The sequence below is a fragment of the Collimonas silvisoli genome (genome assembly GCF_018305005.1).
GTDB classification, from domain to species: Bacteria; Pseudomonadota; Gammaproteobacteria; order Burkholderiales; family Burkholderiaceae_D; genus Collimonas; species Collimonas silvisoli.
Window position 1 is genome coordinate 15,281 of the sequence record NZ_JAGQEG010000028.1, and the last position, 15,249, is coordinate 30,529.

The window sequence follows — 15,249 nt, forward strand, 5'->3', positions numbered from 1 at the left end:
CTAGCCGGACGCGCCGGCCAGGCATGACTACGGTTTGATGCTTATTTCAATTGCGCTTCGGTGTAGTAGCGACCACGTGTGACCAGCGCTTCTTTCCAGTTGCCCGCGTCGACTAGCATTGGTTTCACAAGGTAGGTCGGCACAATCTTGACGCCGTTGTTATAGCTTTTGGTATCGTTGACCTGTACGGGTTTTCCGGTCAGAGAGTCGACGACAATATCGGCGGTGCGGGAAGCCAGCTCACGCGTATCCTTGAATACCGTTGTCGTTTGATCGCCGCGGATAATCGCTTTGATGTTTGGAATTTCGGCATCTTGGCCGGTGACAATCGGCATCTTTTGCTGAGGGGCGCCATATCCGACACCTTTCAGCGACGAGATGATGCCGATCGCGACTGCGTCGTTCGGTGCCCAGACCGCATCAAGGCGAGCGCTGCTGTAGAACGCGCTCAAGAGGTTATCCATGCGGGATTGCGCGGTCGCGCCATCCCAGCGGTAAACCGATACTTTCTCGATCGCAGCCTGCTTGCTTTTTAAAACAAACTTGCCGCTGTCGAAATAAGGTTTCAACACCGACATGCCGCCAGCATAAATCTTGTGAGCATTGTTGTCGTCGATCGAACCGGCGAAGATTTCTATGTTCCAAGGTTTTTTGGCGCCACTTTTTTCGTAGGCGCTGACAATGCTCTGTGCTTGCAACACACCAACCTGATAGTTGTCGAATGTCGCGTAGTAATCGACTTTGTTGGTCTGCGTGATAAATCGATCATATGAAATGATTTTAATGCCGCGGCTGCTTGCGCTTTGCAGAACGTCCGACAGGGTTTTTCCGTCGATTGGAGCGATTACCAGGGCTTTGACGCCTTTGGTCACCATGTTTTCAATCTGATTGACTTGAGTCGGCACATCGTAATCGGCATATTGCAGATCAGCCGCATAGCCTTTTGCTTTCAATGCCGCAACCATGCTTTGACCGTCAGTCATCCAGCGGGATTCTGTTTTGGTTGGCAACGAAATGCCGATCGTTCCCTTTTCTTGTGCAAAGCTGGCTGAAGATGTTACGGCCAAAGAGCAAGAAACGGCCATCGCAAATGCGAATTTCTTGATTGTATTCACTTGATGTCTCCTTCTATTTTTGATTTTGTCATCGCTCACCAACGACGCGCGGAAGCCGCGCGCCGAGAGCCGGCTCGCCACAACACGAATGGACTTCGCTCTTTCAATCTATGAAAACTTCGCCTCCGGCCTGTTTGCTGGACGCAAACAAAGCTTCGATCACTCGGCTGATGTTGTAGGCCTGCGTTGCAGACACCGCTGACGCTGTGCCGTTGCGCAAGGCATTGAAAAATGCATTGGACTCCCGATCGAAATAGATCGGATTGCCGATTTCCGCGAGCTCCGGCGAATACTCGGTCTTCTTCGTAGCCCAGATTTCAGGAAAACTTGTCTCTTGCCATTCCGTCCATCCCTCGGCATGTTTTCCCTTGCCGGAGTCGTAAATCTTGTAGCTGGCCGGCAATGAGCGCGAAGACATAATTCCTTCAGTGCCGTAGGCGGTGATATCCCAGCTCTCGGTCCACGGCAAGACGTCCCATGACATGAAGTCAAGCACGACCACTTTATCTTCGTAGTTAAGTACGGCGCCCGCTGCATCCTCTCGCGATTCGTCACCGCGAAAATTGGGGAATTTCGTGATGCGGGCATTGACCGACTTCGGCATGCCGAAATGAAGAAGGACGCGGTCTACAAGATGGCATCCGATGACAAACACGGCGCCGCCAATATCTCCGGGCTGCGTCATATGGCTGGTGCCGGCTTCATCGTGCGAACATCCGCCATGCGCTCGAACCTGCAATACCTTGCCCAGTCGGCCCGATTGCAAAGCCTCTTGCATGGCATCGACGGACGGTGCGAAGCGCCAGCAATAGCCGACCTGAACCAGCCCGCCGGTTCGCTCTACGGCTTTTACTATGCGCTGGGCATCTGCGGCGCTTCTACCTGCCGGCTTCTCAACCAGCACCGCTTTGCCTGCTTCAAGCGCTTCAATCGCTAAATCGGCCATCTTGTCGCTCTTGGAGTGAACGAGAACGGCATGCACATCGGGATCGGCCAGGATATCTTCCTTGCTGCGCACTTCCAGGCCGAGCGCCTCAACAAACGGTTTCAACAAAGGACTGCTGTCCCATGCACCGATCATCCGGGCGTCTTTGCGTCGCTGAATTGCTTTAACTCGGCCAGAAGTATGAGGATGGGTAATGCCCAAACAAGCAATTCCGGCTACTTGATCTGCCCCGATTGTGTAAGTCATGTCGTCTTCTCCATTTATGATTTCTCTATTGCACCCGACTCAACCTGATCCGGCATCAAGCCAGACTTGAAACCTGCACCGGCTTACCCGTCAACGCAGATTGCAGAGCGCACTCAGCCAGACGCAAAGCTTCAAGACCATCTCGAACGGTTGTTGGCATCGGCGCATTGTTTTTGATTGCGTCGACAAATGCTTCCAGCTCGTTTTTGTATGCGTCGACGTAACGTTCAAGGAAGAAATTCAGCAAAGGTTCGCGGGCGTCGGTTGTCTCCGCTGTCCACCGGCGGATAGTGGATGGACGCAGATTGTCCTGCAGCAGCATGCCCTTGGAGCCGGAGACCTCGAAGCGCTGGTCATACCCGTACACGGCTTCGCGGCAGCAGTTGATGTGGCACTGCTTGCCTGATGCCGTACGCATCTGGACCATGATCGTATCGAAGTCATTCAGTTCTGCAAGCGATGAGTCAATCAGGCGATTACCCATGGCCATGACTTCAACCGGCTCTTCGCCCAGCAGCCAACGTGCCGTGTCGAGATCATGGATGACCATGTCGCGGAAAATTCCGCCAGAGTGAAGCACGTAGTCCCGCGGTGGCATGCCCGGATCGCGGCTGGAGATAATGACTTGACGGATATCTCCGATTTCGCCCGCATCAATTGCTTTTCGGAACGCTTGGGAGGTAGGATCAAAGCGGCGGTTGAATGCCAACATCACTCTGCCATTTAAGCGCTCTACTTCCGTTGCAGCTTCAGTTGATTTGAGCATGTCAAGATCGATCGGCTTTTCGCACAGCACTGCTTTACCTTTGCGTACGGCCTGGAGCATGTAGGTAATGTGGGTATCCGTCGGCGTTCCGATGACGATTGCATCCACATCGTCGCGATCGATTGCCGCAGAACAGTCGGTAGTGGCGTCGCACCCCAGTCGCACGGCAAGCGCTTTAGCGGAGGCCTCAACCGGATCGGCTACCTTAGCGTTGAGGCTTGCGGCTACGTTGGAAGCATGAATTTTACCAATGCGTCCGGCACCTAAAACAGCGATTCTAATCATTTCATCTCCAAAGATTTATACATGCGAAGGAAGCGGTATCCACATCGCAAATTCATAAAATTAAAAATTGGCCTAATTCCGCAAGAAGCTATTTCCTGGTCGCGCGTGACTGCGACGATAGTCGGAAAGCATGCTGCCTATACTCGCTTGCGGGCCTCGACCGCTGCGAACTGCGCCATGGTTGAGTCAAAGGCGCGCTTGGCCATCTCTTCCAACGGCAGTTTGCGGAACGATTGCGAAAGAATTTCGACGCCGTAGTAAGGGCCGGCGAAGCCTGCCTGCTGGACAGCTTCAATGAAGGCCGGAGCGTTATAAACACCTTCCCCGCAAAGGCGGCGATTGAAGCGTGTGTCCTCAAAAAGAGTGCCGACGACTTGTTCATCCGCATCATCGAGTTCTATCGACTTGATGAATCGGGAGGGAATTTTTGCAATCTCGTCATAGCTGCTTCCGCCGCGCACGACATGCCATGTGTCGACAGTCAACCCGCCATTTGGCTGATCTGCAGCTTCAACGATCGCGAGTCCATCTTGAATGTTGCGAACAATCGAGAACGGCATGAACTCAAGAGAGACGGTCGCACCAACTGAACTTACTTCTTCACAAAGCTTCGCGAACTCGGCAGCCATGCGAGGAAAATCGGCTGGCCCCTCATCCGCAAAACTTGCCCCGATTTTCAGGTTGCGCATACCAAGCGCTCCGCCCAATTCAATGACATCTCGACGGAATTGATCCGATGCTGCTCGCAACTCACCCGACTTGTACCAATCGACAAGGATTTCGAGCTCGAAGTGTTTCATTCCGTTATCGGCCAAGATATTTCTGACTCCCGACACACCGACTTGAGCAACTGCGGCCTTCAGGTCATCAAGCACCAGGCCGATGCCCTTCCAACCAGCCTTGGCTGCAGCTTCTGCACGCGCCTGCAAAGGAAATGGGCTCACCTCGCTTGGCGCACATGGATATACGTCACCGGCGATAGTCCAATACGCAGCAAGCAGATCAATGCTGTTTTCATTCATTTGTCATTACTCCCAATTTTTGTTCAAACCAAAGGTGTGATCTACTTGAAATCGCACAATCTGAATTACTCGGCTGACGCGGTTTAAGCTCAGGTTTTAACTGCGTTGTCAGGTTTCTTATGTGCGAGCGTGAAATCCCATTTAACTTTCCAGAAGGGTGCGGTCACCCCTAGCTCTCGAGCGGCGTCTTCGTCTGTCACTTCTATGAATTCCGCCACAAGATCGCGCTTCACTCCGAACACGGTGTCTTCTGCCAGATATGGACAGTCCGGCGCGAAGATATGCGTGATGACCGGCTCAAAGCCTGGCGCAGCTACAATGAAATGCAAATGGGCAGCTCGATTCGGGTGTCGTCCCAGGCAGCGCAAGAGCTTGCCAACGGGACCGTCATCAGGAATTGGATAGTGACGCGGTTTGACAGATTTGAACCAGTAGCTGCCGCTGTCGCTGGTGCTGAATACCCCTCGCAAATTGTGGTCTGGCTGCAGGTCTTTTTGCTGGACGTCATAAAACCCATCGTCATTCGTCTGCCAGACATCAAGTGTTGCATTGGCAATCGGGTTGCCGCTCACATCCAATACTCGGCCTGAGATCACCATAGACTGTCCCTTTCCATCCAGGCAGATATTTGCTCCGTTTTCGTAACGCGGGGCATTTTCAACATAGAAAGGGCCAAGGATGGTATTAGGAGTCGCTCCGCTAGGACGTCGATGATTAATCGCATCGACCAGCATCGACACGCCAAGCACGTCGGACAAAAGAATGTATTCCTGACGCCAATCGGAGCACATTTTCCCGGTTTCCGTCAGAAATTTGATTGCAGCCAACCATTCGTTATGCGTCGGCTCAATTTCTTTGATGGCGGCGTGTAGATGTTTGACCAGGACCGTCATTACGTCGCGCAAACGCGGTGAAACATCCACTCCCATCCGGGAGTTCACAACCTCCGCAGAATTTTCTTCTTCGAAATACGGCAGGTTTTCAATCGTTGACTTCAACGTTTGCTTGGGCATGAGTGAGTCTCCTAATTATTTTGAATGCCTATGCTTGGAAATAAGTATATATTCACAAAAAGAGGAAAAACAGGTCAAAAAATGCAATCTCTTTTGCAAAAATTGGGAAAATCAATGAATCAGCTGCGTGAAATTGAGCTTTTCGTTCAAGTCGGTAATGTCGGCAGTATCAGCAAGGCGGCGGAGCAGTTAGAAATATCCATATCCGCTGCGAGCCGGTATTTGGTTGCTTTGGAAACCCGTTTGGGAGTTCAACTGGTGAGGCGAACGACCAGGCGGCTTTTTCTCACCGAAGCAGGAGCGGAGTTTCACCAGCGATGCAAAGGCATTTTAGGGGACTTACGTGAGGCAGAAGACACGGTAACCGAGACTGCAATAAAGCCGACAGGGACGCTACGTGTGACAGCGTCGCTTTCCTTCTGTCTTCTACATATAACACCGCTGTTACCGGAGTTCAGTCAGCGCTATCCAGAAATTCAAGTCGAAGTCATCGCAGCCAATCGCTACTATGACATTATCGAGAATGGGATTGACGTTGCTATCCGCACGCGACAAGTCGAAGCGGATAGCAACATCACCATACGCCGGCTCGCCGAGACGCGACGAATATTAGCTGCAGCCCCTTCATATATCGAAAAATTCGGAACGCCAGTTTTGCCACCCGATCTTAAACATCATCATATACTCAACTACGCGTTGGCAAATACGCCAAACGAACTTCCTTTAAAGCGCGGTAAAGAAAGTATCGTCACAAAAATTCGACCGCTCCTGGAAGCAAATGATGGACAAATACTTCGGCATGCAGCTATTGCCGGCATGGGTATCTTGGTCCAACCGAAATACATTGTGTATGACGATCTGGTGGCGGGGCGATTAGTCCCCGTGCTGGACGATTGGGATTTGCCTCGCCTTACCATTAACATTGCGTTTCAAACGCGCGCGCATCTTCCTGCCAAAGCTCGACTTTTTATCGATGCACTCGTTGAACGGTTCCGAATCAACGACTTTGAGCGCCTATGGTGCTGAATTCCAGTCGACATCTGAAGAACCGGACTTCCTGCAACAGCCTGGGTCGTTTTTTTAAGCGCCTTACAAAGCAACGTTCAACGGAATCTTCAGATAACTCACGCCATTCTCTTCCGCCGCGGGCAACACGCCGGCACAGATATTGAGTTGGATCGAAGGCAGCATCAAGGTCGGCAAGGTCAGCGTGGCGTCGCGCTGGTTACGCATGGCGATGAATTCGCTTTCGCCGACGCCGTCGCGCACATGGATGTTTTTCGCCCGTTGCTCGGCGACTGTCGCCTCACAGGCTGGAAGCCGGCCTTCGGGCGGATAGTCGTGGCAGACGAACAACCGTGTCGATGGCGGCAAACTCAACAAGCTGCTCACTGAACGATACAAGCTGCTGGCGCTGCCGCCGGGGAAATCGCAGCGCGCAGTACCGAGATCCGGCATGAACAGCGTGTCGCCGACAAACGCTACATCCTGCTCCACCAGATAAGCCATGTCGGCCGGCGTGTGCCCCGGAACATGCAGCGCTTGGGCACGCAAGCTGCCGATGTAAAAAATCTCGCCTGGCGCGAACAAATGGTCGAACTGGGCGCCGTCCAGTAAAAATTCCGACTGCAGATTGAAGATTTTTTTGAATACTCCCTGAACCATCTTGATCTGATCGCCGATGGCGATTGCGCCGCCCAGATGCTGACGCAGATAGGGCGCTGCCGAAATGTGGTCGGCATGGGCATGGGTTTCCAACAGCCATTGCACCTTCAAGTCCTTGCTGCGTACGAACTCAATGACGCGATCGGCCGATACCGTGGAAGTGTGGCCGGCAATCGGATCGTAATCAAGCACCGAATCGATAATCGCGCACTCGCCGCCGCCCGCCGCATAGACCACATAGGTAAACGTGGAGGTATTCCGATCAAAAATGACTTCTATTTGTGGACTTGCCATCTAACCGCATCCTTAACTTAACACTACGTAACTATATAGAAACACGCAACATTGACAAAAATCCAATTCACATTATATTATTAACAATCAAGTTAATAAGCGGTTTTTAATTGAACAGACATTTCGCTAGAGCAAAACAGGATATGCCGCAGCCCGGCGAGCGCTGACCGCACATGGTTAACATGCATTGGCAACCTAAGGTCAATCGCTGACTTCAGTCAGTTCACCCAGGCGCCGCAAAGCATCATTATCCATTCCTTCCCTTGTTGCCATCTTCAAACAACTGCCACGACAGCAACTGCCGGCACCCCGATGTCGCCGCCTGCCAGGATTTGTGGGAAATAAGTAAAGCTCAAGTAAGTAGTGCCACCCGCCTGTCACGATGGAATCAGCAGCCATGACCTTTAATATCATCAAGCATAACGACTTATTTTCAACTGCCGGTCAAATCGGCCTGGAAGATTTGCCCCTTATTGTAGCCGCCGGCTACAAGTCGGTGATTTGCAATCGTCCTGATGCAGAAGACGGCGGCCGGCACGTCAGCAGCAGCGAGCTGGCCGCAGCCTGCGCCGCGCATGGCCTGGTCTTCGGCTATTTACCTGCAGACGCCACCCGCCTCAGCAAAGAGCACGGTGCGGCGCTGCGCCAGTTACTCGCCGACATGCCCGGCCCTGTCCTGGCTTTTTGCCGCACCGGGAACCGTTCGACAAATATCTTCAGGCTGGCAAATATCATCGACACGCCAGGTCTGGCCGCAGGAACCGCGAACGACAAACTCAAGCAGTATGAAATCGTGATTGTCGGCGGCGGTTCCGCCGGCATCGCGGTTGCCAGCAGCTTGCTGAAGCGCGCGCCCAATGCGCAGATCGCGATTATCGATCCCAGCAGCCAGCACTATTACCAGCCGGCCTGGACGCTGGTTGGCCGCGGCGTTTTCGACAGCCAAAAAACCGTGCGGCCGATGGCGTCGCTGATACCTGAAGGCGCACAGTGGATACAGCAGGCCGTGTCGGAATTGCTGCCGGATCATAACCGCATCCGCCTCGACAACGGCGACCTGATCGCCTATCGGCAGCTGATTGTCTGCCCCGGCCTGCGGCTGGCCTGGGAAAAAATAGAAGGCCTGCAGCAAACCCTTGGCAAGAACGGCGTCACTTCAAACTACCGCTACGATCTGGCGCCCTATACCTGGCAACTGGTGTCTCAATTAGCGCAAGGCAAGGCGTTGTTTTCACAGCCGGCAATGCCGATCAAATGCGCCGGCGCGCCGCAAAAAGCCATGTATCTCTCGTGCGACTACTGGTTGCGCCAAGGCGTGCTGAAGCAGATAGAAGTCGAATTCAACAACGCCGGTAGCGCCTTGTTCGGCGTCGCTGTATTTGTGCCGCCGCTGATGCGCTACGTAGAAAAATATCAGACGCGGCTGGTATTCGAATCGACCTTGGTCAAAGTCGATGGTGAAAAAAAACTGGCCTGGTTCGATGTCAAGGATGGCGCCGGCAACATCAGCCGCCAGGAAAAATCGTTTGACATGCTGCATGCGGTGCCGCCACAGGTGGCGCCTGATGTGGTGCGCGATAGCCCCCTGGCGAATCTCGACGGCTGGTGCGAAGTCGATCCAGCCTCGTTGCAGCATGTGCGCTATCGGAATGTATTCGCGCTGGGGGATGTCTGCTCAACCAGCAATGCAAAAACGGTGGCGGCAATCCGCAAACAAGCTGTCGTGGTAGCCAGCAACCTGCTCGCCGCATGTGCCGGCAAGCCGCTGAGCGCGCGTTATGACGGTTATGGCGCTTGTCCGCTTACGGTCGAAAAGGGCAAGGTGATATTGGCCGAGTTCGGTTATGGCGGCAAGCTGCTGCCGACTTTCCGGCTCGACCCGACCATCGCGCGCCGCAGCACCTGGTTCCTGAAGACCACGGTGCTACCCTGGGTCTACTGGAAGTTGATGCTCAAGGGTAAAGAGTGGTTAGCGAAACCCTCGAAACCTGCAGAGAATCCGTGATGCCGGCAGCGCAATAACGGCAAACTCAGCGCAATGCCCGCAACAGTCTCAAGCCGTTAAATACCACCAGCAAGCTCGCTCCCATGTCGGCGAATACCGCCATCCATAGCGTCGCTTCACCGGTCAGAGCCAGCACCAGAAAGACCGCCTTGATGCCGAGCGCCAAAGTGATATTTTGCATCAGCACCGTATGGGTCTTTTTACTTAAGCGAATGAATGCGGCAATCTTGCGCAGGTCGTCATCCATCAGCGCCACGTCGGCGGTTTCCAGCGCCGTATCGCTGCCTGCCGCGCCCATCGCAAAGCCGATGCTGGCTTGCGCCAGCGCCGGCGCATCGTTGATGCCGTCACCGACCATGCCGACATAGCCATAGCGCTGGCGCAGATCATTGATGGCGTTGCGCTTGTCTTGCGGCAGTTGGTCGCCGCGGGCGTCGCTGATGCCGACCTGGGTCGCAATGGCTTGCGCGGTATGCGCGTTATCGCCCGTCAGCATGACGGCCTCGACGCCGATCGCATGCAACTTGGCCACCGCTTCGACTGCGATGTCGCGTATCGTATCGGCCACCGCCAGGATCAGCAAAGGCTGTGCGGCCGAACACAGCACCACCGCGGTTTTGCCTTCGCTCTCTAACGCCGACAAGTGCGCCTCCAGGGCCGGGCTGCAGATATTCATCTCATGCACCAGCCGATGATTGCCCAGATAGAATTGCCGGCCGTCGATATCGCCTTGCACGCCACGGCCGGTGAGCGCCTCAAAAGCGCCCACCTCAAACAATGCCTCTGGATTACCCGCTGCCTGCCAGTGCGCCACCACTGCGCCCGATACCGGATGGTCGGAACGGCTGGCCAGACTGGCTGCCTGGCGCTGCAATTGCAATAGCCGGCGGCCATCGGCGTCGGCCGCGGGCTGTACCGGTTGCACATCGGTGACACGCGGTTTGCCCAGCGTCAGCGTGCCGGTTTTATCGAGTGCCAGTGCTTTGATCTTGCGCCCCATCTCCAGATACACCCCGCCCTTGATCAGCACGCCGTTCCTGGCGGCAGCCGCCAACCCGCTCACCACCGTCACCGGTGTCGAAATCACCAGCGCGCAAGGACAGGCGATCACCAGTAGCACCAAAGCCTTGTACAGCCATGGATAAAACGCCAGGCCCATCAGCAAGGGCGGCAAGGCGGCTACCAGTAGCGCGGCCAGCACCACCACCGGAATGTAGTAGCGCGCAAACTGATCGACGAAGCGCTGCGTCGGCGCCCGCTCTCCCTGCGCCTGCTGTACGCTCTTGATGATGCGCGCCAGGGTTGAATTGGCTTGCAGCGCGGTCACGCGATAAACAAAGGAGCCGCGCTCGTTGATAGTGCCGGCAAACACCGGATCGCCGGCCTGCTTCTCCACCGGCATGCTCTCGCCGGTAATTGCCGCCTGATTGATGGTGGTTTGACCTTCTGTCAGCAGCCCGTCCAAAGGCACCCGCGCCCCCGGCTTGACGCGGATCAGCGCTGCCAGCGCCACCTCGCCGGTGGCAACTTCACGCCACTCGCCGTCGGCGCCTTGCACCGTTGCCAGATCCGGCGCCATCGCCATCAATCCCTTGATCGCATTGCGGGCCCGGTCCAGCGATAAAGCTTCGATCATTTCCGCCAGCGCGAACAAGAAGATCACAACCGCCGCTTCCGGCCACTGGCCGATGATGGCAGCGCCGATCACCGCCAGCGACATCAGGAAATTCATGTTGAGAGAAAAATTGCGCAATGCGATCCAGCCCTTTTTCAACGTATCCAGACCGCCGCTCAGGATCGCAACCAGCGCCAGGCCGATCACCAGCCATGAACTGTCCTGGCCGCCGCTCCAGGCCACAAGTTCGGCGCCGACCGCGGCAATGCCGGAGAGCGCCATCAACAGCCATTTCTTTTTGGAGATCTTGAAAGCGCCGTCGCCCATGCCTTCAGTTAAATCGACAGCACCGGTCAGCGTGTCCGATTTGAGCGCCGGCTCCATGTCCAGTGCTTTCAAGGTGGCGATGATGGCGTCTACCGACGGCAGACGATGATGGACCGTCAGTTCGCGCTGGATCAGATTAAATTGCATGGCCACGATCCCGGCCATGTCTTTGAATCTGTCACGGATTAATTTTTCTTCAGTGGGGCAATCCATGTTCTGGATCAGGAACACCGCCTGTTCGGCGCCCGCAGCCAGTGATGGACGGCTGACAGCAAACCCGCCCGCATCTGCCGGTGCATGCTCATGCTTGTGATCGTGCTGGTGACTATGCTGATGATCCTGATGGTCGTGTTCGCAACGGCCCATTGTGTTCTCCTTGACGCGGGTTTTGATGACGCAATCGATTACTTCTTGCGCATTTAAAACCCTGTAGCTACTATAAGGTCAAGGATTTATCTTGAAATAAGCCGGAAAGGAGCAAGCATGAGCGCAATTTCACTCAAAATCGGAGAACTGGCCAGTCATGCCGGCTGTCCGGTGGAAACCATCCGCTATTACGAGCGCGAAGGCTTGCTGCCGTTGGCGGCACGCTCTCAAAACAATTACCGCCTGTACGGACAGGCGCACATCGAGCGCCTGCAATTCATCCGCCATTGCCGCTCGCTGGACATGACGCTGGACGAAGTACGCAGGCTATTGCAGTTTCGCGACCTGCCGGAAGACAATTGCGCCGAAGTCAATACCTTGCTGGACCATCATATCGATCACGTCGCCGACCGCATCAACGAATTGAAAGCATTGCAATCGCAGCTGAAACAATTGCGCAAACAATGCCAGAGAGCCCAGGCAGCCAAGGATTGCGGCATCCTGCAGGGCTTGGCCAGCATGGAAGACGAAGCGCCGGCGAATCTTGGCAGCCATGGCGGCGGCGTCCATTGAGCCGCTCGCCAAGCGCCGCCAGACTCTCTGCGACACACCGACAAGAAGATGAATATTCACTCCGATGACCTGCGGATTTTTATCGCCGTGGTTGACAGCGGCACGCTCAGCGCCGCCGCCGAACAGCTGGGCCAGACCACATCCGGCCTGAGCCGTGCCTTGTCGCGGCTGGAACAAAAGCTGGCCACCTCGCTCCTGACCCGCACCACGCGCCGCATGGAGCTGACGGAAGAAGGCCATCTTTTCCTGGAAAAGGCGCGCACGATTATCGCGGCGATGGAAGAAGCCGAAGAAGCCATCCAGGTGCGTCATCAAAGACCGTCGGGACGCTTGCGGGTGGACGCTTCGCCGCCCTTCATGCTGCATTGCATAGTGCCGCACATAGCCGAATTCCGGCACAACTATCCCGACATTACACTTGAGCTAACCAGCAACGACCAGAATATCGATCTGCTGCAGCAGCGCACCGACATCGCCATCCGCCATGGCGCGTTGCAAGATTCGATGCTGCATGCGCGCCGGCTGGGAGCAAGCCTGCAGCACATCGTCGCCAGCCCCGGCTACCTGCGCACGCATGGCAAGCCAGGCAGCGCAGAAGAGCTGAAGCAGCATCAATTGATCGGCTTCACGCAGCCGGAGTCGCTGAATACCTGGCCGTTACGGCAGCAACAGGAAGAGAACCTGACGATCAGTCCGACGCTGCTGGCGTCCAGCGGCGAAACCATACGCCAGCTGGCCTTGCATGGACTCGGGATTGCGTGCCTGTCGGCTTTCATGGTCCACGAAGATATCGCCCAAGGGACTTTGGTCGATATCCTGGCCAGCCATAACAATGGCTACCGCCAGCAAATTCACGCGGTGTATTACAGGAACACCCAGCTGGCGCGGCGCATCACATGCTTTCTCGATTTCCTGCAACTCAAACTCTGAGTCTTTGCCAGACAACGTTCAATCAGAGTGAGGCTGTTCGCTATCCAGATGCGCCATCATCACCGGTGCATAACGTTCACCGGCGATGGCGTCGGCTGGTACGGCTAACTCGATCCTGGCCAGATCGTCGGTGCTCAACTGAATGTTCAGTGCCCCCAACGATTCAGCCAGCCGATCGCGGCGGCGCGCGCCGACCAGCGGCACGATATCCTTGCCGCGCGACATGACCCAGGCAATCGCAATCTGTGCCATTGTCGCCTGCTTGTCGGCGGCGATGGCGCGCAAGGCTTCCAGCAAAGCCAGGTTATGCGCAAGATTGTCGCTGCTGAAACGCGGACTGCGGCCGCGGAAATCGCCGGGCGAGAAAGACTTGTCCTTGCCCCAGTGGCCGCTGATCAAGCCGCGCGACAGTACGCCGTAGGCGGTTATACCGATGCCAAGCTCACGGCAAACCGGCAATATCTCGGCTTCGATGCCGCGCGAGACCAGCGAATATTCAATCTGCAGATCCGCAATCGGATGCACGGCCTGCGCCCGGCGCAGGGTGTGCGCGCCGACTTCGGACAAGCCGATGTGGCGCACGTACCCTGCTTTCACCATATCGGCGATAGCGCCCACCGTTTCTTCAATCGGCACCGCCGAATCGAGCCGCGCCGGGCGGTAGATATCGATGTGGTCGGTGCCGAGCCGGCGCAAGGTGTAAGCCAGGGAATTTTTCACCGCTTCAGGCCGGCCGTCGATGCCGCTCCAGCCGCCGGCGGGATCGCGCATGGCGCCGAATTTAACACTGAGCAATATCTGATCGCGATTGCGCGTGCGCAGCGCCTCCCGAATCAGCATCTCGTTATGCCCCATGCCGTAAAAATCGCCGGTATCCAGCAAGGTAATGCCGGCATCGATGGCTGCGTGCAGCGTGGCGATGCTCTCATTTTCATCCGCCGGTCCGTACAAATCGGACATGCCCATGCAACCGAGGCCGATGATGGAAGATAGCGGGCCGGTGCTGCCTAATTGTTGCGTTTTCATAATGACATCCTCATGTGGTTTACTTGACGGCAGCTAAAGTGGAAGCCAGATCCATCTGCCTTGAAAACATTATTGCTTGCCCTAATTCATTAATAAATGAGCATAAAATGATTTCTTTATTCGAAAGTCACAAATAATCGGAACAGCCATGGACAGGATTCAGGCAATGGAGGTCTTTTCGCGTGTCGCCGAATTGGGCAGCTTCAGCCGCGCGGCTGAGCAGTTGAATCTGCCGCCGGCCACCGTTACCAATGCTATCCAGGCACTGGAGAAGCACATCGGGGTACGCCTGTTGCAGCGAACCACGCGCAAGGTAACGCTGACCGATGAAGGCATCACCTATCTCGACCGCTGCACCAGATTATTGGCTGAATTCGAAGATGTCGACGCCCTGTTTCAACACGACCAACTGCAGCCGCGCGGCGTGATCCGGGTCGATCTGCCGGAACGCCTGGCGCATATGGTGGTGATTCCTGCGCTGCCGGACTTCTTTGCACAGTACCCTAATCTGCGGCTCAAGCTGAGCGCCACCGATCGTTTTATCGATCTGATTGGCGAGGCGGTGGACTGCGCGGTGCGAGTCGGTGCGCTCAGCGACTCAAGCCTGATTGCGCGCCGTATCGGTAGCCTGGAACAGATCAACTGCGCCGCCAAATCCTACCTGGATCGCTACGGCCGGCCGCAGACCTTGAGCGATTTACAGCATCACATGGCGGTCAATTACTTTTCCAGCCGTACCGGACGCGATCTGGGCTGGGAATATATGGAAGGTGGCGAGCCGCGTTTTCTGAAACTCCCGGGCCTGATTTCAGTGGCCAGTTCGGATGCCTATCTGGCTAGTTGCGGCGCCGGACTAGGGCTGATACAAGCACCGCGCTTTGGCCTGGAAGACTTGCTGAAGAGCGGCGCCGTTGAAGAAGTGCTGCAGGATTTCAAGCCGGCGCCGTTGCCGATATCCGTGGTGTACGCCCACAACAAACATCTGTCGCCGCGCGTGCGGGTGTTTGTCGACTGGATCGCTAAACTATTGGCCGCCCGCTACAGCTGAGCTGACC

The 15,249-nt window shown here is 55.6% G+C and carries 13 protein-coding genes; 5 read left to right on the top strand and 8 right to left on the bottom strand.

Translation table 11 applies throughout. The features are described from left to right. Positions 1-41: 41 nt before the first annotated feature. The 5 genes from chvE to KHU33_RS09715 all read right to left on the bottom strand — a co-directional run bounded on the left by chvE (position 42) and on the right by KHU33_RS09715 (position 5,393). On the bottom strand, positions 42-1,085 hold the full coding sequence (gene chvE, locus KHU33_RS09695; RefSeq protein ID WP_211462681.1) for a multiple monosaccharide ABC transporter substrate-binding protein: 1,044 nt from the start codon (positions 1,083-1,085) through the stop codon (positions 42-44). Between the two features lie 133 nt (positions 1,086-1,218). Further along, the gene (locus KHU33_RS09700) at positions 1,219-2,307 is read right to left on the bottom strand and encodes a Gfo/Idh/MocA family protein (RefSeq protein WP_211462638.1); all 1,089 of its coding nucleotides are present in this window, start codon (positions 2,305-2,307) and stop codon (positions 1,219-1,221) included. A gap of 55 nt (positions 2,308-2,362) precedes the next feature. Then, positions 2,363-3,358, bottom strand: coding sequence for an inositol 2-dehydrogenase (gene iolG, locus KHU33_RS09705; RefSeq protein WP_211462639.1), 996 nt, complete (start codon positions 3,356-3,358; stop codon positions 2,363-2,365). 137 nt (positions 3,359-3,495) lie between these two features. Then, positions 3,496-4,380, bottom strand: coding sequence for a sugar phosphate isomerase/epimerase family protein (locus KHU33_RS09710; protein WP_211462640.1), 885 nt, complete (start codon positions 4,378-4,380; stop codon positions 3,496-3,498). 89 nt (positions 4,381-4,469) lie between these two features. Then, a complete protein-coding gene (locus KHU33_RS09715) occupies positions 4,470-5,393 on the bottom strand; it encodes an intradiol ring-cleavage dioxygenase (RefSeq protein ID WP_211462641.1) in 924 nt (307 codons plus the stop codon). A gap of 30 nt (positions 5,394-5,423) precedes the next feature. Here KHU33_RS09715 and KHU33_RS09720 point away from each other — a divergent pair, with 30 nt between their 5' ends. Then, on the top strand, positions 5,424-6,419 hold the full coding sequence (locus KHU33_RS09720) for a LysR family transcriptional regulator (RefSeq protein ID WP_407928266.1): 996 nt from the start codon (positions 5,424-5,426) through the stop codon (positions 6,417-6,419). Positions 6,420-6,482: 63 nt separating this feature from the next. On the opposite strand, the gene KHU33_RS09725 is transcribed toward KHU33_RS09720, so the two are convergent. Next, positions 6,483-7,352: an MBL fold metallo-hydrolase gene (locus KHU33_RS09725; protein WP_211462642.1), complete on the bottom strand. Its 870-nt coding sequence runs from the start codon at positions 7,350-7,352 to the stop codon at positions 6,483-6,485. Between the two features lie 397 nt (positions 7,353-7,749). Between KHU33_RS09725 and KHU33_RS09730 the strand changes: the two genes are divergently transcribed. Then, on the top strand, positions 7,750-9,357 hold the full coding sequence (locus KHU33_RS09730) for a bifunctional protein tyrosine phosphatase family protein/NAD(P)/FAD-dependent oxidoreductase (protein ID WP_230414161.1): 1,608 nt from the start codon (positions 7,750-7,752) through the stop codon (positions 9,355-9,357). Positions 9,358-9,382: 25 nt separating this feature from the next. Here the strand turns inward: KHU33_RS09730 and KHU33_RS09735 are convergent, their stop codons facing one another. After that, on the bottom strand, positions 9,383-11,665 hold the full coding sequence (locus KHU33_RS09735) for a heavy metal translocating P-type ATPase (protein WP_211462644.1): 2,283 nt from the start codon (positions 11,663-11,665) through the stop codon (positions 9,383-9,385). A 117-nt stretch (positions 11,666-11,782) separates the two neighbouring features. On the opposite strand from KHU33_RS09735, the gene cadR reads away from it, so the two are divergent. Next, entirely contained in the window at positions 11,783-12,238 is a 456-nt protein-coding gene (gene cadR, locus KHU33_RS09740; RefSeq protein WP_211462645.1) for a Cd(II)/Pb(II)-responsive transcriptional regulator, read from the top strand. 48 nt (positions 12,239-12,286) lie between these two features. Then, positions 12,287-13,168, top strand: coding sequence for a LysR family transcriptional regulator (locus KHU33_RS09745; RefSeq protein WP_211462646.1), 882 nt, complete (start codon positions 12,287-12,289; stop codon positions 13,166-13,168). An 18-nt stretch (positions 13,169-13,186) separates the two neighbouring features. Here KHU33_RS09745 and KHU33_RS09750 read toward each other — a convergent pair whose 3' ends face one another. After that, positions 13,187-14,194: an aldo/keto reductase gene (locus KHU33_RS09750; protein WP_211462647.1), complete on the bottom strand. Its 1,008-nt coding sequence runs from the start codon at positions 14,192-14,194 to the stop codon at positions 13,187-13,189. Between the two features lie 148 nt (positions 14,195-14,342). On the opposite strand from KHU33_RS09750, the gene KHU33_RS09755 reads away from it, so the two are divergent. Then, a complete protein-coding gene (locus tag KHU33_RS09755) occupies positions 14,343-15,242 on the top strand; it encodes a LysR family transcriptional regulator (RefSeq protein WP_211462648.1) in 900 nt (299 codons plus the stop codon). Positions 15,243-15,249 lie beyond the last annotated feature (7 nt).

Coding starts and splice junctions, on each gene's coding strand:
- chvE (WP_211462681.1), bottom strand. CDS start 1,085: ATGGCCGTTTCTTGCTCTTTGGCCGTAACATCTTCAGCCAGCTTTGCA.
- KHU33_RS09700 (WP_211462638.1), bottom strand. CDS start 2,307: ATGACTTACACAATCGGGGCAGATCAAGTAGCCGGAATTGCTTGTTTG.
- iolG (WP_211462639.1), bottom strand. CDS start 3,358: ATGATTAGAATCGCTGTTTTAGGTGCCGGACGCATTGGTAAAATTCAT.
- KHU33_RS09710 (WP_211462640.1), bottom strand. CDS start 4,380: ATGAATGAAAACAGCATTGATCTGCTTGCTGCGTATTGGACTATCGCC.
- KHU33_RS09715 (WP_211462641.1), bottom strand. CDS start 5,393: ATGCCCAAGCAAACGTTGAAGTCAACGATTGAAAACCTGCCGTATTTC.
- KHU33_RS09720 (WP_407928266.1), top strand. CDS start 5,424: ATGCTTGGAAATAAGTATATATTCACAAAAAGAGGAAAAACAGGTCAA.
- KHU33_RS09725 (WP_211462642.1), bottom strand. CDS start 7,352: ATGGCAAGTCCACAAATAGAAGTCATTTTTGATCGGAATACCTCCACG.
- KHU33_RS09730 (WP_230414161.1), top strand. CDS start 7,750: ATGACCTTTAATATCATCAAGCATAACGACTTATTTTCAACTGCCGGT.
- KHU33_RS09735 (WP_211462644.1), bottom strand. CDS start 11,665: ATGGGCCGTTGCGAACACGACCATCAGGATCATCAGCATAGTCACCAG.
- cadR (WP_211462645.1), top strand. CDS start 11,783: ATGAGCGCAATTTCACTCAAAATCGGAGAACTGGCCAGTCATGCCGGC.
- KHU33_RS09745 (WP_211462646.1), top strand. CDS start 12,287: ATGAATATTCACTCCGATGACCTGCGGATTTTTATCGCCGTGGTTGAC.
- KHU33_RS09750 (WP_211462647.1), bottom strand. CDS start 14,194: ATGAAAACGCAACAATTAGGCAGCACCGGCCCGCTATCTTCCATCATC.
- KHU33_RS09755 (WP_211462648.1), top strand. CDS start 14,343: ATGGACAGGATTCAGGCAATGGAGGTCTTTTCGCGTGTCGCCGAATTG.